The organism is Zunongwangia sp. L-65 (assembly GCF_056859415.1).
Genome location: NZ_JBSXOK010000069.1, coordinates 210,704 through 237,143, shown reverse-complemented (window position 1 = coordinate 237,143; position 26,440 = coordinate 210,704). Strand labels below are relative to the sequence as shown.

22 protein-coding genes are annotated in these 26,440 nt (G+C 36.9%); 11 read left to right on the top strand and 11 right to left on the bottom strand.

Annotated elements, in window-relative coordinates; translation table 11 throughout:
- Window positions 1-23: 23 nt before the first annotated feature.
- On the bottom strand, window positions 24-2,777 hold the full coding sequence (locus AC13DP_RS14875) for a TonB-dependent receptor (protein WP_483068026.1): 2,754 nt from the start codon (window positions 2,775-2,777) through the stop codon (window positions 24-26).
- A gap of 173 nt (window positions 2,778-2,950) precedes the next feature.
- On the opposite strand from AC13DP_RS14875, the gene AC13DP_RS14870 reads away from it, so the two are divergent.
- Both AC13DP_RS14870 and AC13DP_RS14865 read left to right on the top strand, forming a co-directional pair.
- The gene (locus AC13DP_RS14870) at window positions 2,951-3,634 is read left to right on the top strand and encodes a response regulator transcription factor (protein WP_013070010.1); all 684 of its coding nucleotides are present in this window, start codon (window positions 2,951-2,953) and stop codon (window positions 3,632-3,634) included.
- Window positions 3,634-4,719 (top strand): sensor histidine kinase, encoded by a 1,086-nt coding sequence (locus AC13DP_RS14865; RefSeq protein ID WP_041578580.1) that lies wholly within the window; start codon window positions 3,634-3,636, stop codon window positions 4,717-4,719. Before AC13DP_RS14870 ends, AC13DP_RS14865 begins: the two co-directional genes overlap by 1 nt.
- Here the strand turns inward: AC13DP_RS14865 and AC13DP_RS14860 are convergent.
- On the bottom strand, window positions 4,651-5,709 hold the full coding sequence (locus AC13DP_RS14860) for a glycosyltransferase (protein WP_483068025.1): 1,059 nt from the start codon (window positions 5,707-5,709) through the stop codon (window positions 4,651-4,653). The genes AC13DP_RS14865 and AC13DP_RS14860 overlap by 69 nt on opposite strands.
- A 190-nt stretch (window positions 5,710-5,899) precedes the next feature.
- Between AC13DP_RS14860 and trmB the strand changes: the two genes are divergently transcribed.
- The 7 genes from trmB (at window position 5,900) to AC13DP_RS14825 (ending at window position 10,671) form a co-directional block, all read left to right on the top strand.
- Window positions 5,900-6,574, top strand: coding sequence for a tRNA (guanosine(46)-N7)-methyltransferase TrmB (trmB, locus tag AC13DP_RS14855; protein ID WP_272957899.1), 675 nt, complete (start codon window positions 5,900-5,902; stop codon window positions 6,572-6,574).
- Window positions 6,575-6,581: 7 nt separating this feature from the next.
- Entirely contained in the window at window positions 6,582-7,205 is a 624-nt protein-coding gene (locus tag AC13DP_RS14850; RefSeq protein ID WP_483068024.1) for a LysE family translocator, read from the top strand.
- Window positions 7,202-7,549 carry an MGMT family protein gene (locus AC13DP_RS14845; protein ID WP_347407303.1) on the top strand — a complete coding sequence of 116 codons (348 nt, stop codon included), beginning with the start codon at window positions 7,202-7,204 and terminating at the stop codon, window positions 7,547-7,549. Before AC13DP_RS14850 ends, AC13DP_RS14845 begins: the two co-directional genes overlap by 4 nt.
- Window positions 7,550-7,741: 192 nt before the next feature.
- Entirely contained in the window at window positions 7,742-8,884 is a 1,143-nt protein-coding gene (locus tag AC13DP_RS14840) for an Mrp/NBP35 family ATP-binding protein (protein WP_013070016.1), read from the top strand.
- On the top strand, window positions 8,885-9,127 hold the full coding sequence (locus AC13DP_RS14835; protein ID WP_013070017.1) for a NifU family protein: 243 nt from the start codon (window positions 8,885-8,887) through the stop codon (window positions 9,125-9,127). It abuts the gene before it with no gap.
- A gap of 113 nt (window positions 9,128-9,240) precedes the next feature.
- A complete protein-coding gene (locus tag AC13DP_RS14830) occupies window positions 9,241-10,302 on the top strand; it encodes an NAD(P)/FAD-dependent oxidoreductase (RefSeq protein WP_483068023.1) in 1,062 nt (353 codons plus the stop codon).
- Window positions 10,303-10,335: 33 nt separating this feature from the next.
- A complete protein-coding gene (locus AC13DP_RS14825; protein WP_013070019.1) occupies window positions 10,336-10,671 on the top strand; it encodes a 2Fe-2S iron-sulfur cluster-binding protein in 336 nt (111 codons plus the stop codon).
- A 27-nt stretch (window positions 10,672-10,698) separates the two neighbouring features.
- Here AC13DP_RS14825 and AC13DP_RS14820 read toward each other — a convergent pair whose 3' ends face one another.
- The 7 genes from AC13DP_RS14820 to rplM form a co-directional block, all read right to left on the bottom strand.
- Entirely contained in the window at window positions 10,699-11,487 is a 789-nt protein-coding gene (locus AC13DP_RS14820) for a DUF3050 domain-containing protein (protein WP_483068022.1), read from the bottom strand.
- Between the two features lie 352 nt (window positions 11,488-11,839).
- On the bottom strand, window positions 11,840-13,015 hold the full coding sequence (locus AC13DP_RS14815) for an acyl-CoA dehydrogenase family protein (protein ID WP_347407307.1): 1,176 nt from the start codon (window positions 13,013-13,015) through the stop codon (window positions 11,840-11,842).
- Window positions 13,016-13,071: 56 nt separating this feature from the next.
- Window positions 13,072-13,794 (bottom strand): tRNA1(Val) (adenine(37)-N6)-methyltransferase, encoded by a 723-nt coding sequence (locus AC13DP_RS14810; RefSeq protein ID WP_483068021.1) that lies wholly within the window; start codon window positions 13,792-13,794, stop codon window positions 13,072-13,074.
- A 246-nt stretch (window positions 13,795-14,040) separates the two neighbouring features.
- Window positions 14,041-14,868: a translation elongation factor Ts gene (gene tsf, locus AC13DP_RS14805; RefSeq protein WP_228249659.1), complete on the bottom strand. Its 828-nt coding sequence runs from the start codon at window positions 14,866-14,868 to the stop codon at window positions 14,041-14,043.
- 186 nt (window positions 14,869-15,054) lie between these two features.
- Window positions 15,055-15,939 (bottom strand): 30S ribosomal protein S2, encoded by an 885-nt coding sequence (gene rpsB / locus AC13DP_RS14800; RefSeq protein ID WP_013070025.1) that lies wholly within the window; start codon window positions 15,937-15,939, stop codon window positions 15,055-15,057.
- Between the two features lie 165 nt (window positions 15,940-16,104).
- The gene (rpsI, locus tag AC13DP_RS14795) at window positions 16,105-16,491 is read right to left on the bottom strand and encodes a 30S ribosomal protein S9 (RefSeq protein WP_013070026.1); all 387 of its coding nucleotides are present in this window, start codon (window positions 16,489-16,491) and stop codon (window positions 16,105-16,107) included.
- On the bottom strand, window positions 16,491-16,946 hold the full coding sequence (rplM, locus tag AC13DP_RS14790) for a 50S ribosomal protein L13 (RefSeq protein ID WP_013070027.1): 456 nt from the start codon (window positions 16,944-16,946) through the stop codon (window positions 16,491-16,493). The genes rpsI and rplM overlap by 1 nt, the downstream gene beginning before the upstream one ends.
- A gap of 483 nt (window positions 16,947-17,429) precedes the next feature.
- Here rplM and AC13DP_RS14785 point away from each other — a divergent pair, with 483 nt between their 5' ends.
- Entirely contained in the window at window positions 17,430-20,504 is a 3,075-nt protein-coding gene (locus AC13DP_RS14785) for a SusC/RagA family TonB-linked outer membrane protein (RefSeq protein WP_483068020.1), read from the top strand.
- 21 nt (window positions 20,505-20,525) lie between these two features.
- On the top strand, window positions 20,526-22,094 hold the full coding sequence (locus tag AC13DP_RS14780; protein ID WP_483068019.1) for a RagB/SusD family nutrient uptake outer membrane protein: 1,569 nt from the start codon (window positions 20,526-20,528) through the stop codon (window positions 22,092-22,094).
- A 73-nt stretch (window positions 22,095-22,167) separates the two neighbouring features.
- Here AC13DP_RS14780 and polA read toward each other — a convergent pair whose 3' ends face one another.
- Window positions 22,168-24,993 (bottom strand): DNA polymerase I, encoded by a 2,826-nt coding sequence (gene polA / locus AC13DP_RS14775; protein ID WP_013070028.1) that lies wholly within the window; start codon window positions 24,991-24,993, stop codon window positions 22,168-22,170.
- Between the two features lie 114 nt (window positions 24,994-25,107).
- Window positions 25,108-26,430 carry a sugar MFS transporter gene (locus AC13DP_RS14770; protein ID WP_013070029.1) on the bottom strand — a complete coding sequence of 441 codons (1,323 nt, stop codon included), beginning with the start codon at window positions 26,428-26,430 and terminating at the stop codon, window positions 25,108-25,110.
- Window positions 26,431-26,440: the final 10 nt, after the last annotated feature.

Sequence of the window (26,440 nt, the reverse complement as noted above, 5' to 3'; positions counted from 1 at the left end):
TATATAAGAGTGTTTGTTACTGATTATAAGCTATAACTAAGTCCTACGGAGAATACAGTCCCTTTTTTAAAATTATTGATTGTATTAGTGCCTCCGTTTATATCATCCTGAGTCAATTTGAATTCGGGATCTAAAATGTTCTTTATTTTAGCGTTTATTCCCCAGTGTTTCGAAATAGTGCCTGTAGCAATAAAATCTAATGTAGGAATTCCGGTTTCTACAATGTTTCCTTGTTGCTGCACACCTAAGGAATAAATACGATCACTGAAGTAGTTTAGAACAACAGAAGACATCAAATTAAATTTATTGCTATCGTAATTATAAGTTAGATCTGTATTAAGAACCCATGGAGATGCACCTTCCAATTCATCTTCGCTATTAGTAAAGTTTGTACTTCTGTTTGATAAATCTTGTCTTGAATATAAATACGAGGTGTTTAAACCAAAAGCCAACTCATGTTTTTTGCTTTCGCCAGATTCAATGTTAAAGACCGTTTTACGAACTTCTAATTCTGCTCCGGCAACATCTGCTTCAGCTCCAGAATTGATGTAAGAAAGTTGGTTAGCAGCCGAGTTTACCTGTACCCTGTTTATAGGATTTTTAATTTTTTTGTAAAATCCGGTTAAAGATATGATTTGATTACCACCGAAGTAAAATTCATATTTCATATCCAAGTTGTAGTTGTCAGAAGCTTCTAAATTTGGGTTACCAAAACTTGAGAAGTTTACATCTTCATAAAGAAATGGAGCAACTTCTTTAAATTGCGGAAAAGTATAGGTTTTGCTACCTGTTAGTCTTAAAATGCTATTTTCGTTAAAGTTATATTTTGCCGTAAAACTTGGTAGGAAATAGGTGTTTTCTATCGTAGAAGGATCTGTATTTTGATTATTTTCACTACTAGATAGGTTGGTATCCCAGTTTACATACTGATTGATATGTTCTACACGTAGGCCTGCATTTAAGGTAAATGCTTCATTAAATTTATAGAAAGCATTTGTGAAACCGGCATGGATATCTTTTTCTCCTTCATAGAAAAATGGGTCGAGTGGATTAAAATCATCACCAAAACCACTATTGGTTACTAATCTAAAAGTTCCATTAGATAAATTTTCCTGGTTAAAAACTAGATCTGGATTATTAGGATTTACATTAACCGGAGAGCCAAAATCATGATTAAATTGTAAAAAGTTAAATCTTCTATCTGTATTTCGATAGTCATAACCTACATTAATAATCCCTTTTTGTTGCTCTTTACTATCCGCAGCTCCAAAAGCATAAGATGCATTTAAATGGCCTACAATTTCGTTTTCTTCAAGATCAGAGAAGAAACGTAAATTGTATCCAGGTGTACCTACCGCCACACGGTAATTGTCATTAGTTTGATTATATACAAAAGTGTTTTGTCTACGATCGGGCTCATTTGCTCTTGTCATATTGTAACCTATGCTGGCTTGTAAATTAATCCTGTCTGTTAAGGCAAATTCACTTAAAAGCTGATTAACAAATACGGTATTGTCGTTAACCTGCTGTCTTTTTATATAAGCAGAGTCGTCTGTTTCCTCAGATATATTTGCAGATTGCCCAAAATAATTCCCAACGCTCTGAGTGTTATTATGAATGTATAAAGAATTGAAGCTTAGATTATTTTCGCCAAAACCATAGTCTAAATTCGCCATTAATATTTGAGATACATTATACTGGTATTTTTGAAAATCAAGATCTCTAAGGGGAAGTCCCTGAGCGTTGATCTCTTTTGTGTTTCCTTCATTATAGCTGTATTTACTATCGAAAGATCCTATTAGTAAGGTTTTTAGGTTGTTATCTCCAATGTCGAATTTTTTTCCAAGTTGGAAATTACCATTGGTGTTGATCTGAGAATTTTGATTGTTAGATCCCATAGAATTTTCAAAACTGTAAGTATCTAAACTAGTTATAGGGCTATCTGAAGATAAGCCATAACCAAACCAGGAAGCTCCGTCCACAGTTTCGAAATCTTCGTTTACAGCTCTATTGTTAAATCCAGAACCGAAACCAACCTTTATAGTTTCTTTGCCGTATAATTCTTTGGAAATAATATTAATGTTAGCACCTGCAAAATCTCCATAAAGAGAACTTTGAAAAGTTTTATTAATTCCAACACTATTGATAATGTTACTGTCAAAGAAATCCAGTGCCACGTTTTTGTATTCCGGGTCTTCAGAAGGTAATGGTAAGCCGTTAAGCGTAGTAGAGTTATAACGATCACCAAGACCTCTAACAAAAACATTCTTAACTCCCTCTTGTTTGCTAACACCTGCCATTTTAGTAAGTGCACCTTGTGCATCACCTACGCCTTTTCTTGCTAGCTCTTGGGCACTAATATTTTCAATCATTTCTATAGCTCCCTTTTGCTCTAGCAACAATGCAACTTCACTATCCCTTCTGGATACTGTTGTGATTACGACTTCATCTAAAGTAGCGGCGCTGGCGCCAAGACCTGTATTAATTTCGGTAACTTTACCGGCAACCACCTTTACATTTGGTATTTCCAAGGTTTCGTAACCAACAAAACTAAAGACCACGGTATAGGTACCCGGCTCAATTTTGTCCAGTACATAAAGACCGTCATAGTCTGATGTTGTTCCTTTAGAAGTTCCTTTAATAGTTACGTTGGCAAACGGTAGTGGTTCGCCGTTCATCTCGCGATCGGTAAGTTTCCCCGCGATAGAACCTGTTGTTTCTTGTGCATTTACTATACTAGTAAGTAAAAATGCAATTAGTACTAAAAATTTATTCATCCCTTTGTTTGATTCTTGAGTGCAAATTAAAGGGGGGTATGTAAAGCTTGTGTTAACCGCAAATTAACGCTTTGTCATTTTAGTGTTATGTAAAGGTTACTAAATAAATGCTTAAATTGTAGATTCAAATTAATAATTACATTTACCGCGTATTTGTTAAAATCGATACTAAAATGAAGAAAAAAGACATCAGAATCCTTCTGGTAGATGACGAACCAGATATCCTGGAGATCGTAGGCTACAATCTTTCTGCAGAAGGTTATCAGGTAATCACTGCTGATAATGGCGCAGAGGCGGTAAAGGTGGCGAAGAAAAAATCACCACATTTAATTATACTGGATGTGATGATGCCAGGTATGGATGGGATAGAAGCCTGTGAGCAAATGCGAAAAATACCAGAGTTAGAAGATACCATTATTACTTTTTTAACCGCCAGAGGAGAAGATTACTCACAAATGGCAGGTTTTGATGCCGGTGCAGATGATTATATTACCAAGCCTATAAAGCCAAAAGTTTTAGTAAGTAAGGTAAAAGCATTACTTAGAAGGTTTAGGGATGAAGAAACAGGCTCTAATATTGTAAAGGTAGGAGAGATTGTTATTAATAGAGATGAATATAAAGTAGTGAAGAATAAAGAGGAGATGATTTTGCCTCGTAAAGAATTTGAATTACTTTCACTATTAGCCTCTAAGCCAGGAAAGGTATTTAAAAGAGAGGATATTCTTGATAAAGTTTGGGGTAACGAAGTTGTCGTTGGCGGGCGTACTATAGATGTACATATTCGTAAATTAAGAGAAAAAATAGGTGACGACAGCTTTAAAACCGTAAAAGGAGTTGGTTATAAGTTTGTAGTTTAATGGCGAAAAAATTTAAGAAGTCCTACACATTTGCAATAAAGACCTCTTTATATCTAACCTTGTTTTTAAGCGGTCTATGGACTGCTTTTTCTTATTTTTCTGGGAACTTTCATTGGTGGGCACTGATGGGATTTGCATTGGTTTGCTACACGTTTTCCTTCTTTATTACACAATATCGGGTAGAGAATTTTATCTATAAAAGGATTAAGAAAATTTACGACGATGTTTCCTTATTAGACTCTTCTACCCTAAACCCTAATCAGGTTACAACAGATATGGCTTCACTTACCAGAGAGGTAGAGAAATTTGCTGAACATAAAAAACTTGAGATCGAGACTTTAAAGGTGCGCGAGAATTACCGTAAAGAATTTATGGGAAATGTTTCGCACGAGTTAAAGACACCACTGTTTACTGTACAGGGATATATTTTAACTTTATTGGACGGGGCGATGAAAGATAAAAGCGTTCGTAAAAAATATCTGCAACGCGCCAGTAAAGGAGTAGAGCGCCTTATCTATATCGTAAAAGATCTGGATATGATCACCAAATTAGAAACAGGTGATTTACATCTTTATATCGAAGATTTTGATATTGTTGAATTAATTCAAAACACCTTTGATCTATTAGAGATGAAGGCAGCTAAAAAGAATATAACCCTTACGTTTGATATGGATTATCAGGAAGCGATCTGGGTAAGAGCCGATGAGGAAAGAATTCAGCAGGTTATTACAAATCTGGTAGTCAATTCCATTAAGTACGGCAAAGAAGGCGGTACTACAGAGATTAGTATAGAAAATCTAATTAAAAACAAAGTGATTGTTAGGGTTACCGATAACGGTGAAGGAATCGCTAAAACTAATATTCCGCGTTTATTTGAACGTTTTTATCGTGTAGATAAAAGTGGTTCCCGAAAAGAAGGGGGCTCCGGTTTAGGTTTATCAATTGTTAAGCACATCATAGAGGCCCATAGTGAAAAAATCTATGTAGAAAGTGTATTTGGGGTGGGGAGTGAATTTTCATTCACGCTGGAAAAGAGTAAAGAGATCCCTAAAAGGGTACTCGAAACTGAAATTGCTGAAGCCTGAAAAATCCTCTAAATTTCCCAATTTCTCTAAAGAGAAGTTTTCTTGTTTACAATGCGGGGCAATACCAAGTTTTTCCAAACGCTCAGCCAGATATTCCTGTTCAAACTGTCCCGGGGTTGGTATAAAGAAAGCTTTCGCTTCAATCTTATAAAGATCCATAATCGTGGTGTAGCCGGATCTTGCTATAACGTATTTACAACTATTCATGGCTTGTTGCAAAAATGCTCCATAAAGATGGTTTCTAATATTGATATTGGTGTTTTTCAAGCTCATTTCTTCCACGGAAAAAACACCTCTTATAAATAAAATCCTGTGTTCGGTATCTTTAAAAGCATCCAGTAGACGCTTTTCTAAAAAGCTTCGCTGCGGCTCGGGACCGGATAGAATAATCAGGTAATCATAAACTATGGGTAAAGAGCGTTTTTCGATTCTGCTTAAAGGGCCAATATATTTTATGGCGGAATTCTCTGTTTTTAGGTGTCCCAATATACCGCTTAGATTTTTACTGCCTGGTAGGTCAGGTACCCAGCATTCGTCAAATTTTTCAATATATTTTTGCTGAATTTTGCTACTGAAGTAGGTGGTGTTTCCTGAAAGTACCTGAAGTTGATGAGTGATAAATACACATCTTAATTGCTTATTTCTTACTCCCCAGCGATTATCTGAAATGATTCCCGAAATTTGATAATCCCGAATAATACCCTGTGTCATTTTTTTTTCAGCTTTAATGACATTTAAAATACGTGGGCTGTCAAAAAGTAATTTCCATTTTAAGTTTCCGGGATCTTCGGTATATTTTATATTATATGATGGTAATTCCAGACAAATAATATGTGGGAATTCTTTTTTTAAAAGTCGTAAGGCATCACCATCAGAAGCTAAAACAGGTTCGTAATCGTTTTTTAGCAGTGCTTTTATAATGGGTATGCATCTGGTGGCATGCCCCAGTCCCCAATTTAAGGCCGCAACTAAAATTCGTTTTTTTTGCATATTGCAAATATAAATTCGTAGAAGCTTCAGCCGGTTTTTAAGCATTAAAAAAACATCACGAAATTTTTAAATCTCCATGGCAATTTTCTAAAAGCTTGTGTTTGAATCCTGAAATTATACATTTGTAGTATTAACTTTGCTAAAAACTGAAATATAATTCTATAAATTTGCCGAAAATCAAATTTCAGCTGTGGGAAGTAAGAATAAATTAAAACGTTTTAAAGAGAACGAAACATTTTCAAATGTCATTCAGCCAACAAGGGAGATGCTTACCGAGGCCGACTTTCAATATAAGGGAAAATGGAATGCTGATTTTTTTAAAAATGATCAGCCAATTATTTTAGAATTAGGATGCGGTAAGGGCGAATATAGTGTTGGATTGGCGCAGGCTTTTCCAGAAAAGAATTTTATCGGAATCGATATTAAAGGGGCTCGTTTTTGGCGCGGCGCTAAAACAGCTTTAGAAGAAGGATTGGATAATGTGGGGTTTTTAAGAACGCAAATCGAGCTTATCGATTATGCTTTTGCTGAAAATGAGGTTAGTGAAATTTGGATTACATTTCCGGATCCGCAGATTAAATATAAACGAACCAAACACCGCTTAACAAACACCGGTTTTTTACAGAAGTATAAAAAGATACTGAAACCCGATGGGGTGGTAAATCTAAAAACCGATAGTGAATTTATGCACGGTTATACTTTAGGCCTTTTACATGGTGCAGGGCACGAAGTTATTTATGCTAACCACCATGTCTATAAAAATGAAGGGGCTCCAAAAGAGGTGACCAGGATACAAACTTTCTACGAAAAACAGTATCTTGAGAAGGGAAAACCAATTACTTATATTAAATTTAGAATAAAATAACAGGTTGTTGGAAGAAGCAAAAATTTTTCTCATTGTTTATTTCGCGGCGCTTTTTGGAGTTTTGCCGCCTGGTTTGGTGAATATGACTGTCGCTAAAACCTGTATTGAACGTGGTAAGAAAAATGGGATGCTTGTAGCTATAGGAGCTTCTGTAGTAATTCTTCTTCAGGCCTTTATTGCCGTTTTACTAGCCAAGTATATTTTTGAGCACGAATTCGTGAGAAGGATTATGCTGAGGGCTGCTTTGGTTATATTCAGTATTTTAGGAGTGTTTTTCTTTGTTCAGGCTAAAAAGAAAAAAGGCATGCCTGCACATTCCAAGAAAAAGGAAAATAGTAGTTTATATAAGGGGATGATTATAGCAGCATTAAATATTTTTCCCATCCCTTATTTTTGTGCTATTGCCGGTGCTTTTAACGTAGGGGTTGGCGTTAGTTATAACTGGTTTAAAATTATTGCCTTTGCAGTCGCAGCGTCGCTTGGTAGTTTTACCAGTTTGTATCTGTATGTACTTTCCTTTATTAAGATTGAAAAAAAGGCAGAGCGATTCGCTAAATATTCTAATTACTTTATGGCAGGTTTAATGGCGGTGCTTGTGGTTATTACCATTATTAGAATATACAATTCATGAGTACGATAGATAAATCTGGTTTTTTTGAAAAAGTATATAAAGTAGCCGCGCAAATTCCTGAAGGCCGGGTAACTTCTTACGGTGCTATTGCCAAATATCTTGGTGCTGCAAAAAGTGCCAGAATGGTAGGTTGGGCCATGAATGCTTCTAAAAACAGGGAAGATGTTCCTGCGCATCGGGTAGTCAACCGAAATGGTATGCTTACCGGTAAAAGTCATTTTGGGGGTTCTAATGCCATGCAACAATTGCTGGAGGCTGAGGGTGTGAAAATAAGGGATATGAAAGTCCTTGATTTTGATTCTGTTTTTTGGGACCCAATGACCCAATTGGAGGAGCCGTATTAAGAAATATATTTCTGTAAGGTTTTAGATGTTCGCTATACTAAATGAAATGTGTTTCCTATCGGAAAGGCGGAATTAATTATGTTTATCATAGAATAGATCAATTCTTTATAAATGCTTCGTGTTTTTAGCATTTCAAAGTATATTTGCGTTTAGAATCGATCTAATTAAAAGATATTCTGACTAAAAATTTTTATGAAATTAGATAGAAAAGAAATAATCAGAGCATTAGAATCTATTAGTGTTGCCGGAGAAGGTAAAAACATGGTAGAAGGTGGTGCTTTGCAAAACGTTATGACTTTTGGTGATGAGGTTATTGTCGATCTAGTATTAAGTTCGCCTGCACTTCATATAAAAAAGAGGGCAGAGGTAGATGTGATGAAAGCTATTCACGAAAAAGTCTATGAAAAAGCAAAAATAAAAGTAAATATTAAGGTTGAAGCACCTGCTACTGAGAAAAAGGCGCCTGAGATTAAAGGAAAACCAATTCCCGGTATTAAAAATATAATTGCCGTAGCCTCAGGAAAAGGGGGTGTAGGAAAATCTACGGTTACAGCAAATTTAGCGGTTACTTTATCCAAAATGGGCTTTAAAGTGGGTGTTTTAGATGCAGATATTTATGGTCCATCAGTACCTATCATGTTTGATGTGGCGGCAGAGCGCCCATTATCTGTGAATGTTGACGGAAAATCTAAAATGAAGCCAGTAGAAAATTATGGAGTTAAAATACTTTCTATAGGTTTTTTTACCAAACCAAACCAGGCTGTGATCTGGAGAGGGCCAATGGCTGCTAAAGCACTAAATCAAATGATTTTTGATGCCGCCTGGGGAGCCCTTGATTTTCTTTTAGTCGATTTGCCTCCGGGAACGGGGGATATTCACCTTTCTATCATGCAATCGCTTCCTATTACCGGTGCTGTTGTGGTGAGTACACCACAAAATGTAGCATTAGCAGATGCTAAAAAAGGAGTGGCGATGTTTCAGCAGGAAAGTATAAACGTACCAGTGCTGGGTATTGTTGAAAATATGGCGTATTTTACCCCACAGGAGTTGCCAAATAACAAGTATTATATTTTTGGCGAGCAGGGAGCTAAAAACCTTTCTGAAGATTTACAGGTGCCGTTTTTAGGAGAAATTCCATTGGTGCAAAGTCTTAGAGAGTCAGGTGATATTGGTCGTCCTGCGGCGCTTCAGGAAGAAACCCCTTTAGAGGAATCTTTTAAGGAGATTACCAGAAATATGGTTCAGGAAACGGTAAATAGAAACAAAAGCTTACCTCCAACCGAGGCGATTAAGATCACCACGATGGCTGGATGTAGTGCGGTTAAAACTAAGTAAATGACAAGCGAAGAAATAAAACTTAATGTAGAGAAGGCATTAGCCGAAATTCGCCCTTTTTTAGAAAGTGATGGGGGGGATATCTCTTTGGTTGCGATTGAAGACGACCGTTTAGTAAAGGTACAGTTAGAGGGGGCTTGTGTGGGTTGCTCTGTAAATCAAATGACTTTAAAGTCTGGGGTAGAAATGACTATTAAAAAGTATGTGCCCCAGATAGAGGAAGTAATAAATATCCAGAAGTAATTTATCAGGACAAACTTGTGAGGTAGTGATTAGAAATAGGTTTTTATTTCGGGAGAAGTCACGAAGTATTTAATCTCGGTTATTGAGTAAGCCTCCAAATTAACCTAAACATTATGATTAAAACAGATATGATAATTGTTGGTGCAGGACCAACAGGCCTTTTTACTGTTTTTGAAGCAGGATTGTTAAAATTAAAATGTCATCTTATCGACGCCTTACCACAACCTGGGGGGCAATGTTCAGAAATATATCCTAAGAAACCCATATATGATATTCCCGGTTTTCCAGAAGTGCTCGCAGGAGATCTTGTAAGTAATTTAATGGAGCAAATTAAAGCTTTTGAACCAGGTTTTACTTTGGGTGAGCGTGCTGAAACCATCGATAAACAAGAAGACGGTAGTTTTATAGTAACTACCAATAAAGGAACAAAGCACCATGCGCCGGTAGTTGTTATTGCCGGTGGTTTAGGAAGTTTCGAGCCCAGAAAACCACCTATTCCCAATATTATAGATTTTGAGGATAAAGGTGTAGCATATATGATTAAAGAACCAGAAGTGTATCGCGATAAAAAAGTAGTTATTGCGGGCGGAGGTGACTCTGCTTTAGACTGGGCTATTTTTCTTGCCGATGTAGCTTCAGAGGTTTCTTTAGTTCACAGGAGACAGGAGTTTAGAGGAGCTTTAGATTCCGTAGAAAAAGTAGAAGAATTATCCAAAATTGGTAAGATAAAGCTGGTGACCAATGCTGAGGTTGTTGATCTTAAAGGAGAAGACGACCTGGAAGCAGTTGTAATAAGACATAAGGATACGGCTCTTGGAGAAGAGATTAAAGAAACCGATTATTTTATTCCTTTATTTGGTTTATCACCAAAGCTGGGCCCAATTGGTGATTGGGGACTGGAAATTGAAAAGAACGCTATAAAAGTTGATAACACGTATGATTATCAAACTAATATCCCTGGTGTGTATGCGGTTGGGGATGTAAATACTTATCCTGGTAAATTAAAGTTGATTCTTTGCGGTTTTCATGAAGCTGCAATTATGTGCCAGAGTGCTTATCAACGTATATTTCCTGATAAGAAATACGTGATGAAATATACGACCGTAAGTGGGGTTAATGGTTTCGACGGAAGTAGGAAAGAAGCTAAGAAAGAAGTAGTTAAAAGTATAAATTAGTAGTAGAAGTGTAAAGCTTCAAAATATTGAGACATGTCTGATATAAAAATAACCATCATTGACAGGGAAGGAGAAGCACATACTGTAGATGCACCTACAGATATGAATATGAACTTAATGGAAGTAATTCGTTCTTACGAACTAGCACCTGAGGGTACGATTGGTATCTGTGGAGGGATGGCCATGTGTGCGTCCTGCCAGTGTTACGTGCTTAATTTGGAGCATATGTTACCGGAGCAGAGTTTTGAAGAGGAGGATATGCTGGATCAGGCATTCTTTGTAGAGGATAATAGCCGATTAAGTTGCCAAATTCCCATTACGGAAGATCTGGATGGTCTGGAAGTTAAATTAGCACCGGAGTCTACTTAGAAAAAAACAAACACAACAGCCAGTTCTTTAAGAATTGGCTGTTGTGTTTGTAAGCAATTCAATTTCACGTTCTATACCGTCCCATAGTTCGCTTCGGGCGTCTAGAGCTTGTTTGGCAATGGCTTCAACTTCCTGCCATTTGTCGGTATCTTTTCCACAAAGGTGTTCAATCATTTCAAAGGCCATCGGCCCATGTTCATCATCATCCAGTTCTATGTGGCGGTCAAAGTAATATTTGAATAATTGTAAGTCTTTTTCAGGAAAATTCTTCTGGATATTTCCGATGATAGAAGTAAACATCCCAGGGATTAATCCTTCCCTTCCAAAGGTAAATGCAGAGGCTATTTTGTGTGGTTTGCCTTCAGAAATGGTTTCAAAAGTAAATTTTAAAAACTGTTTGATACTCCAGGGTAAATCACTTGCTGCAATAATTAAGTATATATCGGTACCATGAATGACCTGATCTAAAAAACTATGGATTTTGGTTGTATTTGCTCCTGCTTTTTCCATAGCATCAATGTACATCTCGTAATGGCTTTGGTGTTTTCCGTAGAAATTAACATCGGTTTCCTCGGCCAGGACAATTTCATTGATTAAATATCTGGTTTCAGGATTCCCAACCGGGAACCAGGGGTTAGTAGTTTTAGTGAGATTTTGCTGTAAGGCCTTTAATAAAGACATAAAATCCCAAACAGCAAAAACGTGATGCTCCATAAATACCTGCAACTCTTTTGGAGACCTTACTTTTGAATATAGGGAGTGATTTAATAAAGTTTCTATCTGTGGTTTTAGGGCTTTATTGATGTCTTTAATCATAACTTGACTTAAATTCGCCGCAAAAATACTTGCTGGCAAGGGATTTTAAAATTGTAACAGTCTTTTTACAGATTGTTAATAGCAAATTTCGGTAATTCTGGTTAAATTGAAAGGTATTATGATTGGATTAATTCATTTTAATATCATTATTTTTTATTCTGAGAAATCTAAGGATTTTCTTAGGGTAGAAGGGGTAGTGCCTAAAAAGCAAATGAAATTAAAAACCAAATGCTGCGAGAAATATAAAAAGGGCAAGCGTTGTAAGCGTTGCCCTTGTTTTGATCTTTTATGATGCTATTTTATCGAAATTTGATCGTCATAGGGGAAAGTGTAATGGATAAGCATTAGAATTTTAAAAAGCGGAGTGCCCCGTAATATCCATTCCCGTAATCAAAAGGTGAATGTCGTGAGTGCCTTCGTAGGTGATAACACTTTCCAGGTTCATCATATGGCGCATAATGCTGTATTCTCCTGTTATGCCCATCGCTCCTAAAACCTGCCGAGCTTCCCTGGCAATTTTTAAGGCCATATCAACATTGTTTCTTTTGGCCATGGATATTTGTGCTGAAGATGCTTTTCCTTCGTTTTTAAGAGTTCCTAATCGCCATGCTAATAACTGGGCCTTGGTAATTTCAGTAATCATTTCAGCTAATTTTTTCTGCTGAAGTTGCTTTTCCGCGATAGGTTTTCCAAACTGGATTCTTTCTTTAGCATAACGTAATGCGGTATCATAACAATCCATGGCAGCTCCAATAGCGCCCCAAGCGATTCCATATCTGGCAGAATCAAGGCAGCCAAGTGGTGCGCCCAATCCGCTTTTTTGGGGTAAAAGATTTTCTTTTGGAATTTTTACATTATTAAAAATAAGTTCACCAGTGGCGCTGGCACGAAGCGACCATTTATTGTGAGTTTCTGGAGTAGAGAAGCCTTCCATGCCACGTTCCACAATAAGTCCGTGTATCCTACCTTCTTCGTTTTTGGCCCATACTACTGCTATATCTGCAAAAGGTGCGTTAGAAATCCATAATTTTGCTCCGTTAAGTAGGTAATGATTTCCTTTGTCCTTAAAATTAGTGAGCATTCCACCGGGATTCGAGCCAAAATCTGGTTCGGTTAGACCAAAGCATCCTATCAATTCTCCGGAAGCTAATTTAGGAAGATATTTTTTCTTTTGTTCTTCAGAACCATATGCGTAGATGGGATACATAACCAGAGATGATTGTACTGAAGCGGTAGAGCGTATGCCGCTATCACCCCTTTCGATTTCTTGCATTATGATTCCGTATGAAATCTGATCTAAGCCGGCGCCACCATAATCTTCAGGAATATAGGAGCCAAAAGCACCAATATCAGCTAAACCTTTTAGTAAAGTTTTTGGGAATTCTGCTTTTTGAGCGGCATCCTCGATAATAGGGCTTAACTCTTTTTTTACCCAGGCGCGAGTGGCCTCTCGTACCATTTTATGTTCGTCGCTTAGTAAGTCGTCAAGATTATAATAATCTGGTGCTGTAAAAAGATCTGGTTTCATTTGCAATGTGTAGTTTCATTAAATGTAACCAAGTTTTTAATAGGAATCAATAGAAATTACATTTTCAGGTAGAAAGGGGCGACCAGTTTTTGATAGGGTGTGGTATATTGATGTCTTTGATGTTCAATAGTTAATTCCTCTTTTAAAACTTCAATAGGTTCTAACCCCAATAAAATTAGGCATCTTTTTATTTCTGAGGTAGGCGTTCCTTTTACATAAGTAATTTTTTCAGGGAAAAGATTAAAATCACCGGCGAGTTCTAGAAAATCCTGTTCCTGGCTTTTAGGAATAATAACGGCCAGTCTTCCTTTTTCTGAAAGAAGATAAGTTGCGCCTTCTAGCAAAAGTCGAAAAGGTAAAGCGTCCTGAAAACGTGCCATATCGCGTGCTTCTGAAGCAGTTTTATAATCTGAATTGTAGAATGGTGGATTGGAAATAATCAAATCGTATTTTTCTTCGTCCTGCATTTCTTCTACAAATTCACCAAACTCGGCGTGATAACAAAAAAGACGATCTCCCCAGTCACTATGTTCAAAATTTTCTACAGCCTGTTCGTAGGCATTTTCATCTATTTCAATAGCATCTATAAGTTGCGCTGAGGAACGCTGTGCCATCATAAGGGCAATGACACCGGTACCGGTGCCCACATCCAAAATGCTATCTGTATCTTCTAAAAGATCTACCCATGCGCCTAAAAGTACACCGTCTGTTCCTATTTTCATAGCACAGCGATCCTGATGGATTTCGAATTGTTTGAATTTAAATGGTTTTGATGACATAGAATTAAAGAGAGACTATCTAAAAAGTCAATTTTTGCCAGGTTGTTCCGATAGTCATCGGAATTGTTTAAGGATGTTTTGGATACTTTTTAGACAGCTATTTTGTTAGAAAATGATTTTTATTGTAGTTGCCTATACCAATCTCGTTATAGGGAAGCATGGCAGCATGTAATGCTCGCTTATCGAGTAAAATAAAAAAACCGCTTCAACTGAAGCGGTTTTTATCAATATATTTTTCTGAAGAAATTATTCTCCTAAAGCAACTCTTTCAAAAGCAACAACAGTAAGATCTGCATCTACAGATTTTACATATTCTGCAACAGTTTGCTTGTTATCTTTAATAAACGCCTGGTTTACCAATGTGTTATCTTTAAAGTAACGCTTAATTTTACCTTTAGCGATGTTATCTAACATGTCTTCAGGTTTACCTTCAGCTCTTAGTTGATCTTTTGCGATCTCGATTTCTTTCTCGATAGTTGTTTGATCAACACCTTCTTCGTTAAGGGCTACCGGGTTCATGGCAGCAGCTTGCATAGAAACATCTTTTGCAGCTTCTTCTGCTCCGGCTACGTTTTTAGAAAGACCTGTTAAAACAGCAATTTTATTACCAGCATGAATATAAGAACCTACGAAAGGAGCTTCTAAAGTTTTGAAAGATCCGATCTCGATTTTTTCACCGATAACACCTGTTTGTTCAGTTAATTTATCCTGAACGGAGATACCGTTATAATCTGCAGCTAATAATTCTTCTTTAGTAGAAACCTGAAGCGCTAGGTCTGCAAAATCATTAGCTAGTTTTACGAAGTCATCGTTTTTAGCTACGAAATCTGTTTCACAGTTTAAAGAAATAACAGCGCCTTTAGTAGCATCTGCATTTACTTTAGCGATAGCAGCACCTTCAGAAGATTCTCTATCTGCTCTTTTGGCGGCTACTTTCTGTCCTTTTTTACGAAGAACTTCAATTGCTTTATCAAAATCACCATCAACTTCTACAAGAGCTTTTTTACAGTCCATCATTCCTGCTCCCGTAGCTTTTCTCAATTTATTTACTTCAGCGGCGGTTATCTTTGCCATAGTTGTTTTAGTTTTTAATCCCTCATGGAGGGTTTAATTCCCCGAGGCTAGCCTCGAAATTGTATAAAAAGTTTTCAGACTCATACCTCGCTGGTTTCCCTTGAGGTTCTTGATATTATAAGTCGTTTAGTTATTTTGTAAAGAAATAAACTAAACGACTTATAGAGTTTACCAAAATGTTATATTTTATTCTTCTTCGTTAGAAGAGGTCGCTTTCTCTAAAGTTTCCTGTTTAGACTCTAGTTTAACATCTTTCTTAGCCTCTTTCATGGCTTTTTTGTCTGATGCATCTTTAGATGGAACTTCTCCTTCTGCTTTTGGCATTTTTGGAGCTTTTTCGCTTTTGCTTTCTTTATCCTCTTTTTTAGAATCTTTGTTAGATTTTCTATCAGATAAACCTTCTACGATAGATTCTGATACATAAGATACTACTTTATTGATGGATTTTGAAGCATCATCATTGGCAGGAATTACATAATCCACTTCACGAGGATCTGAATTCGTGTCTACCATAGCAAAAATTGGAATGTTTAATTTTTGAGCTTCTTTTATAGCAATGTGTTCACGAGTGATATCTACTACAAATAATGCCCCTGGAAGTCTGGTCATATCTGCAATAGATCCTAAGTTTTTATCTAACTTAGCTCTTAAACGATCTACCTGAAGACGTTCTTTCTTAGAAAGAGTATTAAAAGTACCGTCTTTTTTCATTCTATCGATAGAAGCCATTTTCTTAACAGCTTTACGGATAGTAACAAAGTTGGTAAGCATACCACCTGGCCATCTTTCAGTGATGTAAGGCATATTTGCTTTTTCAGCTTGCTCAGCTACGATTTCTTTTGCTTGTTTTTTGGTAGCAACGAAAAGTATTTTTCTGCCGCTGGCTGCTATTTTTTTAAGGGCTTCACCAGCCTCTTGCATTTTAGCAGCACTTTTATATAGGTTGATGATGTGAATACCATTACGCTCCATATAAATATAAGGAGCCATGTTTGGATTCCATCTTCTGGTAAGGTGTCCAAAGTGTACACCTGCATCAAGTAATTCTTTAACTTCTACTTTATTTGCCATTTTTGTAATAGTTTACTTTCTGTTGAGATAGCAACAATCAGGTGGCTACTTGTTAAGTATGGCCCTAATTGTTTAGATGCTAAACTAACTCTCGATAACCAAGATCGAGATAACAACAAAATTTTTAATTTAAATGAACTTAATCGGGTAAATACCCAATATATATTAACGTTTAGAGAACTGGAATTTCTTACGAGCTTTCTTCTGACCAAATTTCTTACGTTCCACCATTCTTGGATCTCTTGTAAGTAATCCTTCTGGTTTAAGCGTAGATTTGTTCTCCTCGTTAAGCTCTACCATAGCTCTTGATAACGCAAGACGAATAGCTTCTGCCTGTCCTGTGATTCCTCCACCGTACACGTTGATTTTTACATCAAAAGTTCCTGCAGTTTCGGTAAGATTGAAAGGCTGATTTACTTTATACTGTAATGTACTTGTTGTAAAGTAATCGTTAAGATCTTTTTTGTTTACAGTGATGTTTCCTTTTCCTTCTGAAACATATACACGTGCAACAGCCGTTTTTCTACGGCCAATTTTGTGAATAACTTCCATTACTTAAGATCGTTTAAGTTAATAGTTTTAGGTTTTTGAGCTTCTTGACCATGTTCTGATCCTGCATAAACCTTTAAATTACGGAAAAGAGCTGATCCTAATTTGTTTTTAGGAAGCATTCCCTTTACTGCTTTTTCAACAAGACGCTCTGGCGCTTTTGTAAATAATTCTGAAGCAGTTAAACTTCTTTGTCCACCTGGATAACCTGTATGACGGATGTATTCTTTAGCATCCCATTTCTTTCCAGTTAAGTTGATTTTTTCTGCGTTGATAACAATTACGTTGTCTCCACAATCAACGTGTGGGGTGAAGTCTGGCTTGTACTTACCTCTAAGGATTTTTGCAACCTTAGAAGATAGGCGGCCTAAAGTCTGTCCTTCAGCATCTACAAGTACCCACTCTTTGGTTACTGTCGCCTTGTTGGCTGATACTGTTTTGTAGCTTAATGTGTCCACACTAAATAAATTTACTTAATAATTAAACATTCCATTCCTGATCCCAAAGTCGTAGCAAGGGAAATTCAGGGGTGCAAATGTACAATTATAAATTTATATAGCAAACAGCATTTTTATTAAAAATTTGATGGAAAGATTTTGATAGTCAAAGTTATAAGATATTACCGAAATCACGATAAAAGTTACGCTAGCAATTTTAATCGTTTGCTAGTTTTAAAAATATAGTTTTTTTGGGTACTAAGTTTGTCTGGGTTCTGAGAGATGTTATCAATGCGTTATTTTTCTTAAAAAGTTAAAGTTTAACAATATTTAATTTTCAATAGAGGTTTAGTGAATGCAATAAAAAAATGTTAAAAAATCTTACTTTTTTTTAATTAAATGGAGTAAATTTAATTAAATGTAAAAATATATTCATATAATAATTTAATATTTTGTTTTAATATTTTGTTTTAATATATTTGTTTTAACAAAAAAACTATTAATATGATAAAAAAATTACTGATTTACTTCATGTTCTTGATTTCTTATGTAGGCCTTGCTCAAGAGAAAGAAATTACGGGGATAGTTTACGATGAAAATGGGATGGCTGTTCCGGGTGTGAATGTTACAATTCCGTCCATTAATAGAGGTGTTCAAACCAACTTTGATGGAGAATATTCTATAAGAGCTTCGGTTGGACAAAAACTTGTATTTTCATTCGTTGGATATGTAACAAAAGAAGTTACAGTAGGGAATTCCAATCAAATTAATGTTACTCTTGAGACCAGCAATGAGGTATTAGATGAAGTGCTTGTTACTGGCTATGGAGGAATACAATCAAAACGTGAGGTTACTGGAGCTATTTCGCAGGTTAAAGGAGACGAGATTTCAGATTTAGTTACTCCAAGTTTCGAATCGCAGTTAGCAGGTAGGGCTGCAGGTGTTCAGGTAACAACCCAGAGTGGAATTATAGGGGAATCTCCTCGTTTTAGAATTCGCGGTATTGCTTCAATTACTTCAGGAACCTATCCATTGATCGTTGTAGATGGAATTCCAATTTATACAGGAGATGTAGGTGGTTATGCTTCTACAAACGCACTGGGGGATATTAATCCAAATGATATCGAATCCATAGAAATTTTGAAAGATGGTTCGGCTACGGCAATTTACGGTTCTAGAGCTGCGAATGGAGTTGTTCTTATTACCACTAAATCTGGTCGTGAAGGTAGAGTTTCCATCAATGTAAATTCCACGGTAGGTTTTGCATCACCAGAAAAATTTCATCTTCTTGGTAGTCAGGAATTTGTGATGATTTCAAATGAGAAGAGATCAAATAGGGGTCAGGCAGATTGGGCTGCAGGAACAGAATTCGATACAGATTGGCAAGATGCTGTGCTAAGAAGTAGTGCGCTACAGCAGGATTATGGTCTATCAGTTTCAGGAGGAACTTCAAAAACCAAATATTATTTTTCTTTAGGATATACAGATCAGGAAAGTGTTGCTAATCCTAACGAAATGACTCGCTATACACTTAGGGCTAATTTAGACCAGGAGGTCACTAGCTGGATAAATGTTGGTATGAATGCTGGTTTTACCAGAACAGAATACACTGGTTTAAACACAGGAAGTAACTCTCTTTCTGGAAATATTTTTAGTGCAACAAGACAGCATCCAAACGTGCCTATATACAATCCAGATCATCCTACAGGCTATAATATTGATTTTGAATTTGATAATCTTGTGGGGCGTTGGGATAATATAGGTTTAATTGGTGACAACCTTCCTAATATTATGTATCCAATAGAAAATAATGATTTCTATTCTAAAATAAACAGGTTGATTGCTAATGTTTATGCTGATGTTTCGCCTATTGACGAGATCAATTTTAGAACTCAGGTAAGTGTTGACCAAATAGGAACCAATGGCTTCTTATACTATAGTCCAGTGCATGGCGACGGGCAGGGATCAAATGGTCGAGTTCAAAATAGTAATAACGACAGAGTACGTTGGAACTGGCAAAACATCTTAAGCTATAATGAAACTTTTGGAGAAGATCACAATCTAGGTGTGGTTCTTATCACAGAATATCAAAAACAGGAAGATCGCAGCTTCTTCGGCTCTGGTACAGATCTTTCAAACGAGTTTTTCAATAGAAACCTGATAAGTGGTTCATACGGAATTCAAGGTTCTGGGGGAGGTTTTTCTGAAAATGGATTTATTTCCTACGCAGGAAGAATTAATTACAATTTTAGAGAGAAATATTTTATACAGGGGAGTTTAAGACGAGATGGTTTGTCTTCTTTACCTGAAGCTAATAGATATGGTACTTTTCCTGGTATTTCAGCTGGTTGGACCATTTCTGAAGAAGGCTTTATGGATAACTTAGGCTTTATTTCAGATCTTAAAGTACGAGGTTCTTATGGAAAAGTAGGAAACGTTTCTATTGGTAACTATCCATATCTGGGTCTTTATGGTTCTGCGCAATATGGAGATGCTAATGGTATCGCTTATGCTCAGTTCGGAAATGATAATTTACGTTGGGAAACCAGTATCAAATATGATTTTGGGTTTGATCTAAGAATGTTTAATAACAGAGTGAGTCTTAATTTTGATTATTTCTTAAATGATACAGATGATCTGATCCTTGATCTTGAAACTCCAATGTCATTAGGAATTCCTGGTAACAGCTATAGTTCTAATATTGGAGCCATAGAAAACAGTGGTGTAGAGATCGCTCTCGAAGCAAGAGTAATTTCAACCGATGATTTTACATGGAGTTTAAATGGGAATGTCTCTTTTGTAGATAATGAAGTAAAATCTTTAGTAAATGGTCAGGATAGAATTTCTGGAAATAATTACACCATCACAAGAGAGGGTGAGTCTATAAATTCTATCTACGGTTTTAGATACTGGGGTGTAAACCCAGAGAATGGAAACCCGGTATATTATAAAGCAGACGGTAGTTTGGTGCAGGGAAATATTCAAACTAGTAGTTATGCTCAATTCGACCCATCTAATCCTGGTGATGTTTCTCAATCTGCAAGTCTTAGTTCTGCAGATGATAGAACTATTTTAGGAAATAGTATCCCCAAGTTTTTTGGTGGTATTGGGTCTAATTTTACCTATAAAAACTTTGATATGGGATTCTTGTTTAGATTTAGCGGAGGTAATAAGATTTTTAATGCTACAAGAAGAGATCTTTTAAACCAGAACTTTACAAATAACAGTACAGAAATTCTTGGAAGATGGCAAAGTCCTGAAAATCCTGGAGACGGATGGACCCCAAGATTATGGGCAGCATCAAACACTTTTGTGAACTTAAGCTCTAGTGCTACAACACGATTCGTGGAAGATGGTGATTTTATCAAATTAGATAATTTAAGTATTGGTTATTCTCTACCATCAGAAGTATTAGAGGCGGTAGGTTTGACTAAAATGAGAATTTACGCTCAGGGTCAAAATTTTTGGATAATCACAGATTACTCGGGAGCAGATCCAGAGATGGAAGTCAATGGAGTAGATCTTAACTTAACGCCAAGATCTTCAGTGTTTTCCCTAGGTGTGAATATAGGATTGTAGAATTAGAAAATAACTATGAATATGAATAATAAAAAATATATGATTCTAAGTTTAATGAGTAAATCAGCGATTGTTGCCTTACTGCTGCTTTTCGCTTCTTGTAATGAAGAGAATGTCTTAGATCTAGAGCCCTATAACCAGATTTCTGAAGATGCAGCGTTTTCGACGCCGGGATTAATAGAACTATCTGTTACGGGGATGTATAATGCTGCTCAAAGAGGTGATTATAACGGAGCTGGTCGTGGTTATCCATTTGGTGCTGCATTTGTTCAGCAAGGAGATAACCGTGGTGAGGACGTAGTTAATGTTGCTACTTTCTACCAATTAACCTATACCGCTACTTACGATCCAACAACTGCAAATAATATTTATTATTGGAGCGATACTTATCGTTTAATAAATAGAGCTAATATTATTTTAGACGGAGTTAACACTGCAGTAGAGAATGGAGTGATAGGTTCTGATTTAGGGGAACAATATGCAGGGGAGGCTTATTTTATGAGAGCAATTTCTCATTTAGAATTAATGTTTCATTTTGCACGTCCTTACGATGACACTCCAGATGCTAGTCACTTAGGTGTGCCTTATAGAGATGTTCCTTTTACTACGGAAGCAAATATAGCGGAAGGCTTAATGCAGGGAAGAAATACGGTTGCTGAGAATTACACCCGAATTCTGGAAGATCTTAATACAGCAGAATCTTTATTGCCAAGTCGCGATGAACGTGGAGGAACGGCCGGTCTTATTAGAGCAACTCAAGAAGCAGCAATTGCATTTAAAGTAAGAGCATATTTACATATGAAGGATTGGGCGATGGTCTTACAGGAAGGTGAAAGATTGTTAGCAACTTATTCATTGACCGAAACTCCTGGTGGACCATTTGAAAATGGATATTCTAATTCTGAATCTATTTTTTCTATAGAAAACACAGCTAATAACAATCCCGGGGTAAATGCTGCGCTTGCTTCTCAGTATAACAGAAGAGGCTTGGTTGTTGTTAGTCCTATAATTTGGAGAAATTCATACTGGTTAGAAGATGATCTTAGAAGAGAAGAGGGGTCTTTGATTTCTACAAGATCTGGAGTTAAATATACTTTAAAGTATAAAGACGATGTAACTTATACAGATCCTTCGCCAGTAATTAGATTTGCTGAAACAGTGCTGAGTATGGCTGAGGCTTCTGCAAGATTAGGGCAAACAGATGATGCTATTGACTATCTAAATATGGTTCGGGATCGTGCATTAGCTAATCCTTCAACTCAAAGCTATACAACTTCAGATTTTGCGAATACAGATGCTTTGGTAGAGGCTATTATTGCAGAAAGAAGAATTGAGTTTTTAATGGAAGGTCGTCGTTGGCCAGATATTCATAGGCTACAAAACGATGAGTATATAGATTATAACGGAATTCCTCAGAAATATGCCAACTCTGTGCCTAGCGAAGCAGATTATCAGTTAGGTACTCCTTTTACAGGTCCTTACGGTGTGCAGACTATTCCTTACTCAGATTATAGATTTTTATGGCCAATTCCACAGCAGGAAGTTAACAATAATCCAACCCTAGCCAAACAACAAAACCCAGGATGGTAATTTGAATTAGACCTCTTATTAATATTCGAAGTTTGGAAGCTCCTATCGAAAGATGGGAGCTTTTTCATTTATCTTAATGCGCTTCCAACCAATCCTGTCCAACCCCTAAATCTACATCTAAGGGTACATTAAGCTGATATGCATTTTCCATTTCTGATTTGATGAGTTTTTTTACCTGATCTAATTCAGGTTTGTAGACATCAAAGACCAGTTCATCATGAACCTGAAGAAGCATTTTTGTTTGTAGTTTTTCTTCTCCCAGTTTTTTATGAATATTAATCATCGCGATTTTAATAATATCTGCCGCACTTCCCTGGATCGGTGCATTTACGGCATTACGTTCAGCAGCACCTCTAACTACAGCGTTTTGCGAATTAATATCTTTTAAATATCGCCTTCTGCCTAAAATAGTGGATACATATCCATGTTCTCTGGCGTAGGCGACCTGATCTGCAATGTAATTGCTAAGTTTAGGGTAGGTTTTGTAGTAAGTATCGATCAATTCTTTAGATTCAGATCTGCTTAAACTTGTTTGATTACTTAAGCCAAAAGCGGATACTCCATAGATGATCCCGAAATTTACTGTTTTTGCATTACTACGTTGTTCACGTGTTACTTCTTCTAATGGAACATTAAAAACCTGAGAGGCAGTCGAGGCATGAATGTCTTCGCCGTCTTTAAACGCTTTGATCATCGTTTCTTCCTCGCTTAATGCAGCGATAATACGCAATTCGATTTGAGAGTAATCGGCAGCTAGCAATACATAATCGTCACTTCTTGGGATAAAAGCTTTTCTTACCTGTCTTCCACGTTCGGTACGTATAGGAATGTTTTGCAGGTTTGGGTTGTTGGAGCTCAACCTTCCTGTTGCTGCAATGGTTTGTACATAATCGGTATGAACACGACCGCTGGATTTTTCTACCTGCCCCGGTAATGCGTCTACATACGTATTTTGAAGCTTTACAAGACCGCGGTAATCTAAAACATGCTGAACAATTTCATGTTCTGGTGCCAGATAAGAAAGTACATCTTCGCTGGTAGAATACTGTCCGGTTTTGGTCTTTTTTGGTTTTTTTACCAAAGCCAGCTTTTCAAAAAGAATAATTCCTAATTGCTTAGGGGAGCTAATTTTAAATTCCTCACCGGCTGCTTCATAAATTTTAGCTTCTAATTCTTTAATATCACGATCTAAAGCTTCAGATAATTTTTTCAGGAAATCCAGATCCAGATTAATGCCTTCGATTTCCATATCGGCTAAGACTTCAACCAATGGCATTTCAATTTCATTAAAAAGCTTGCGTGTTTTGGCCTCGTCCAACTCTTTTTCGAAAAATTCTTTAAGCTGAAAGGTAATATCGGCATCTTCTGCCGCATATTCGGTTTGTTCGGCTAAAGGCACATCGCGCATGCTTTTTTGATTTTTACCTTTTTTGCCAATTAATTCGGAAATTGGTTGCGGAGTATAATTAAGATAGGTTTCAGCCAAAATATCCATATTATGGCGCATATCGGGATTTATAAGATAGTGCGCAATCATGGTGTCGAAGGTTGGTCCTTCCACTTTAATTCCGTATTTATCTAAAACCTTGATGTCATATTTTAAATTCTGACCTATTTTTTCAATTTCGGGTGATTCAAAAAATGGTCTAAGCAATTCGATAAGTTGCTGTGTCTTTTCTATATTATCTTCAAACGGAAGATAATAGCCTTTACCGCCTTCCCAGGAGAATGCGATCCCAACCAATTGTGCCTCAAGCGGATTTAAACTGGTTGTTTCGGTATCAAAACAAACCGATTTTTGTTTCATTAATTTCTGAATGAACAGACGTAAGCCTAAACCAGTGTCTACTTTTTGATAAACGTGTGGCGTATCTTTTAAGGTTTTTCTGCTATTGGTACTTTCAATTTTTTCTGAAGAGTCACCCCCGAATAATGAAAATTGGCCCGCCCCAGCCGTCTGCTCGTTTTTCTTAGCAGAGGGAGAATTGCTTACCTGGGTTTGATTGTCTTCTTCCCCGTTAAATAGTTTTATAAATTGATCTTTTAAACGTCTAAACTCAAGTTCGTCAAAAAGTTCCTGTACTTTTTCAGAGTCTGGCATCGATAGTTCATAATCTTCCGCATGGAATTTCACATCACAATCGATAATTATCCTAGCTAGTTTTTTAGAAAGTATCCCCTGCTCGGCATTGGTTTCAACTTTCTCTCTCATTTTTCCTTTTAGCTGATCGGTATTAGCCAAAAGTTCTTCCATAGAGCCAAATTGTTTCAGGAATTTTTTAGCGGTTTTTTCTCCAACACCGGGTAAGCCTGGAATGTTGTCTACGGCATCCCCCATCATTCCTAAAAAGTCGATGACCTGTTCTGGTCGCTCTACTTCAAATTTTTTCTGCACTTCAGGAATTCCCCAAATTTCTATTCCGTTACCCATTCTGGCTGGGCGGTACATAAAGATATTTTCAGAAACCAATTGCGCAAAATCCTTATCGGGTGTGACCATATACACCTGGTAGTTTTCTTTTTCAGCCTGTTTTGCAAGAGTTCCAATAATATCATCAGCTTCACAGCCCGGCAATTCCACAACCGGAATATGCATAGCTTTTAGAATGCTTTGGATATATGGAATTCCCTGCATTATCGGCTCTGGTGTAGCATCTCTATTGGCTTTGTAGTCCGAGAAAAGTTCTGTTCTCACTTCGCTACCTTCTTTATCAAAACAAACCGCTAAATGATCTGGCTTTTCTCTTCGAATCACATCGAAAAGTGAATTCATAAAGCCCATGATTGCAGAAGTATCAAAACCTTTGGAGTTAATTCTTGGGTTTTTGATGAAGGCATAGTATCCTCGGAAGATTAATGCATAAGCATCTACTAAAAACAGTCTTTTTTGAGCGGCCATATTTTCTGGAAAATTTATGTGTATCTTCCCAAAACTACGAAGATAATGTTACACAAAAAGAAAACCGCCCATAAAAATGAACGGTTTTTATATACAATATTGATCTTATTCGGTTTAAATCTCCACCTGTCTTTTTCGGTTTATAAATCCGTAGAAGAAAATATAGGCATACGCCACCATTACTAAAACAAAGGCAATACTAAAGCCAAATCTATCGGTTAAGAAGCCAAAAGAAGGAGGTAAAACAGCCCCGCCAACAATCATGGTGCATAACACACCGGATCCTTGCGGTTTATCATCGCCCAAACCATCTAAAGCCAAACTAAAAATCGTTGGGAACATAATAGAGTTGAATAATCCAACGGCAATGATTGTCCACATCGCGATTACACCCACAGAAAGATTGGAAATATTTACCATTAAAATAGCAAAAGCAGCAAATGCGCATAAGACAACTGCCGGATTGAAAATTTTAGTTAGATAAGAGCCTATAAACCTTCCAATCATGGCACCGGTCCAGTAAAATGTTACAAACACTCCTACTACGGCCATATTGCTCGCATTTTCTAAACCTGTATCTAAGATCCACTGTGCGATATTGCGTAAATATGGAGTCGATTTTATAATTTCTGAAAGCTCCAGGGTTAAGAAATAGTTTACCATATAACTTCCCAGTGCCACTTCAGCTCCAACATAAAAGAACAATCCAACTGCACCCAGCATTAGATTTTTGTTTTTAAGCACTTTTCTGTAATCGTTAGATGCTGCAGTATTACCTACTTTGGGCAAGTTTACAAATGCAAAAACCAGTGCGATAACCGCTATAAATATAGCGATCCCCAAAAACGGTTTTTGAACCGCTCCGGCTTCGGCGATGTAATAGGCTTTTTGCTTGGCTTCAGATAAAGCATCAATTTCTGCGGTGCTCATTACTTTGTCTCTTAGGATAAATAGTGCGCCAATTGCCGGCGCAATAGCAGTCCCTAAAGAGTTGAAAGCCTGGGAAAGGTTAAGCCTGCTTGATGCCGATCTTTCCGGGCCTAAAATGGTAACATAAGGATTGGCGGCTACCTGTAGAATGGTAATCCCGCCGGCCAGTACAAAGTATCCTAGCATAAATACCCAGAAAACTCTGAAGGAAGCTGCGGGCCAGAACAGTAAACAACCGGCCGCCATGGTGCTTAAGCCTAAAATGATCCCTTTTTTATAGCCGATTTTGGATAATATATATCCTGCAGGAATCGACAATACAAAGAATGCCCCAAAAAAGGCAAACTGTACCATCCCCGCCTGAAAATAACTAAGGGTGAATACTTCTTTTAATCTTGGGATTAGTGAATCTACAAGTACCGTAATAAATCCCCATAAAAAAAACAGAATGGTTAAAAATAGAAATGCGGTGCGGTAAGATTTATTGGTGTTTTGTGCTGTGCTCATAAATTATTGA

Excerpts from the sequence above, each read along its gene's own strand:
- AC13DP_RS14865 (WP_041578580.1), top strand. The coding sequence starts at position 3,634 with ATGGCGAAAAAATTTAAGAAGTCCTACACATTTGCAATAAAGACCTCT.
- AC13DP_RS14835 (WP_013070017.1), top strand. The coding sequence starts at position 8,885 with ATGACAAGCGAAGAAATAAAACTTAATGTAGAGAAGGCATTAGCCGAA.
- polA (WP_013070028.1), bottom strand. The coding sequence starts at position 24,993 with ATGGCCGCTCAAAAAAGACTGTTTTTAGTAGATGCTTATGCATTAATC.
- rpsI (WP_013070026.1), bottom strand. The coding sequence starts at position 16,491 with ATGGAAGTTATTCACAAAATTGGCCGTAGAAAAACGGCTGTTGCACGT.
- AC13DP_RS14820 (WP_483068022.1), bottom strand. The coding sequence starts at position 11,487 with ATGATTAAAGACATCAATAAAGCCCTAAAACCACAGATAGAAACTTTA.
- AC13DP_RS14810 (WP_483068021.1), bottom strand. The coding sequence starts at position 13,794 with ATGTCATCAAAACCATTTAAATTCAAACAATTCGAAATCCATCAGGAT.
- tsf (WP_228249659.1), bottom strand. The coding sequence starts at position 14,868 with ATGGCAAAGATAACCGCCGCTGAAGTAAATAAATTGAGAAAAGCTACG.
- AC13DP_RS14830 (WP_483068023.1), top strand. The coding sequence starts at position 9,241 with ATGATTAAAACAGATATGATAATTGTTGGTGCAGGACCAACAGGCCTT.
- AC13DP_RS14875 (WP_483068026.1), bottom strand. The coding sequence starts at position 2,777 with ATGAATAAATTTTTAGTACTAATTGCATTTTTACTTACTAGTATAGTA.
- AC13DP_RS14770 (WP_013070029.1), bottom strand. The coding sequence starts at position 26,430 with ATGAGCACAGCACAAAACACCAATAAATCTTACCGCACCGCATTTCTA.
- AC13DP_RS14860 (WP_483068025.1), bottom strand. The coding sequence starts at position 5,709 with ATGCAAAAAAAACGAATTTTAGTTGCGGCCTTAAATTGGGGACTGGGG.
- AC13DP_RS14780 (WP_483068019.1), top strand. The coding sequence starts at position 20,526 with ATGAATAATAAAAAATATATGATTCTAAGTTTAATGAGTAAATCAGCG.
- rpsB (WP_013070025.1), bottom strand. The coding sequence starts at position 15,939 with ATGGCAAATAAAGTAGAAGTTAAAGAATTACTTGATGCAGGTGTACAC.
- AC13DP_RS14815 (WP_347407307.1), bottom strand. The coding sequence starts at position 13,015 with ATGAAACCAGATCTTTTTACAGCACCAGATTATTATAATCTTGACGAC.
- AC13DP_RS14840 (WP_013070016.1), top strand. The coding sequence starts at position 7,742 with ATGAAATTAGATAGAAAAGAAATAATCAGAGCATTAGAATCTATTAGT.
- AC13DP_RS14870 (WP_013070010.1), top strand. The coding sequence starts at position 2,951 with ATGAAGAAAAAAGACATCAGAATCCTTCTGGTAGATGACGAACCAGAT.
- AC13DP_RS14825 (WP_013070019.1), top strand. The coding sequence starts at position 10,336 with ATGTCTGATATAAAAATAACCATCATTGACAGGGAAGGAGAAGCACAT.
- AC13DP_RS14845 (WP_347407303.1), top strand. The coding sequence starts at position 7,202 with ATGAGTACGATAGATAAATCTGGTTTTTTTGAAAAAGTATATAAAGTA.
- AC13DP_RS14785 (WP_483068020.1), top strand. The coding sequence starts at position 17,430 with ATGATAAAAAAATTACTGATTTACTTCATGTTCTTGATTTCTTATGTA.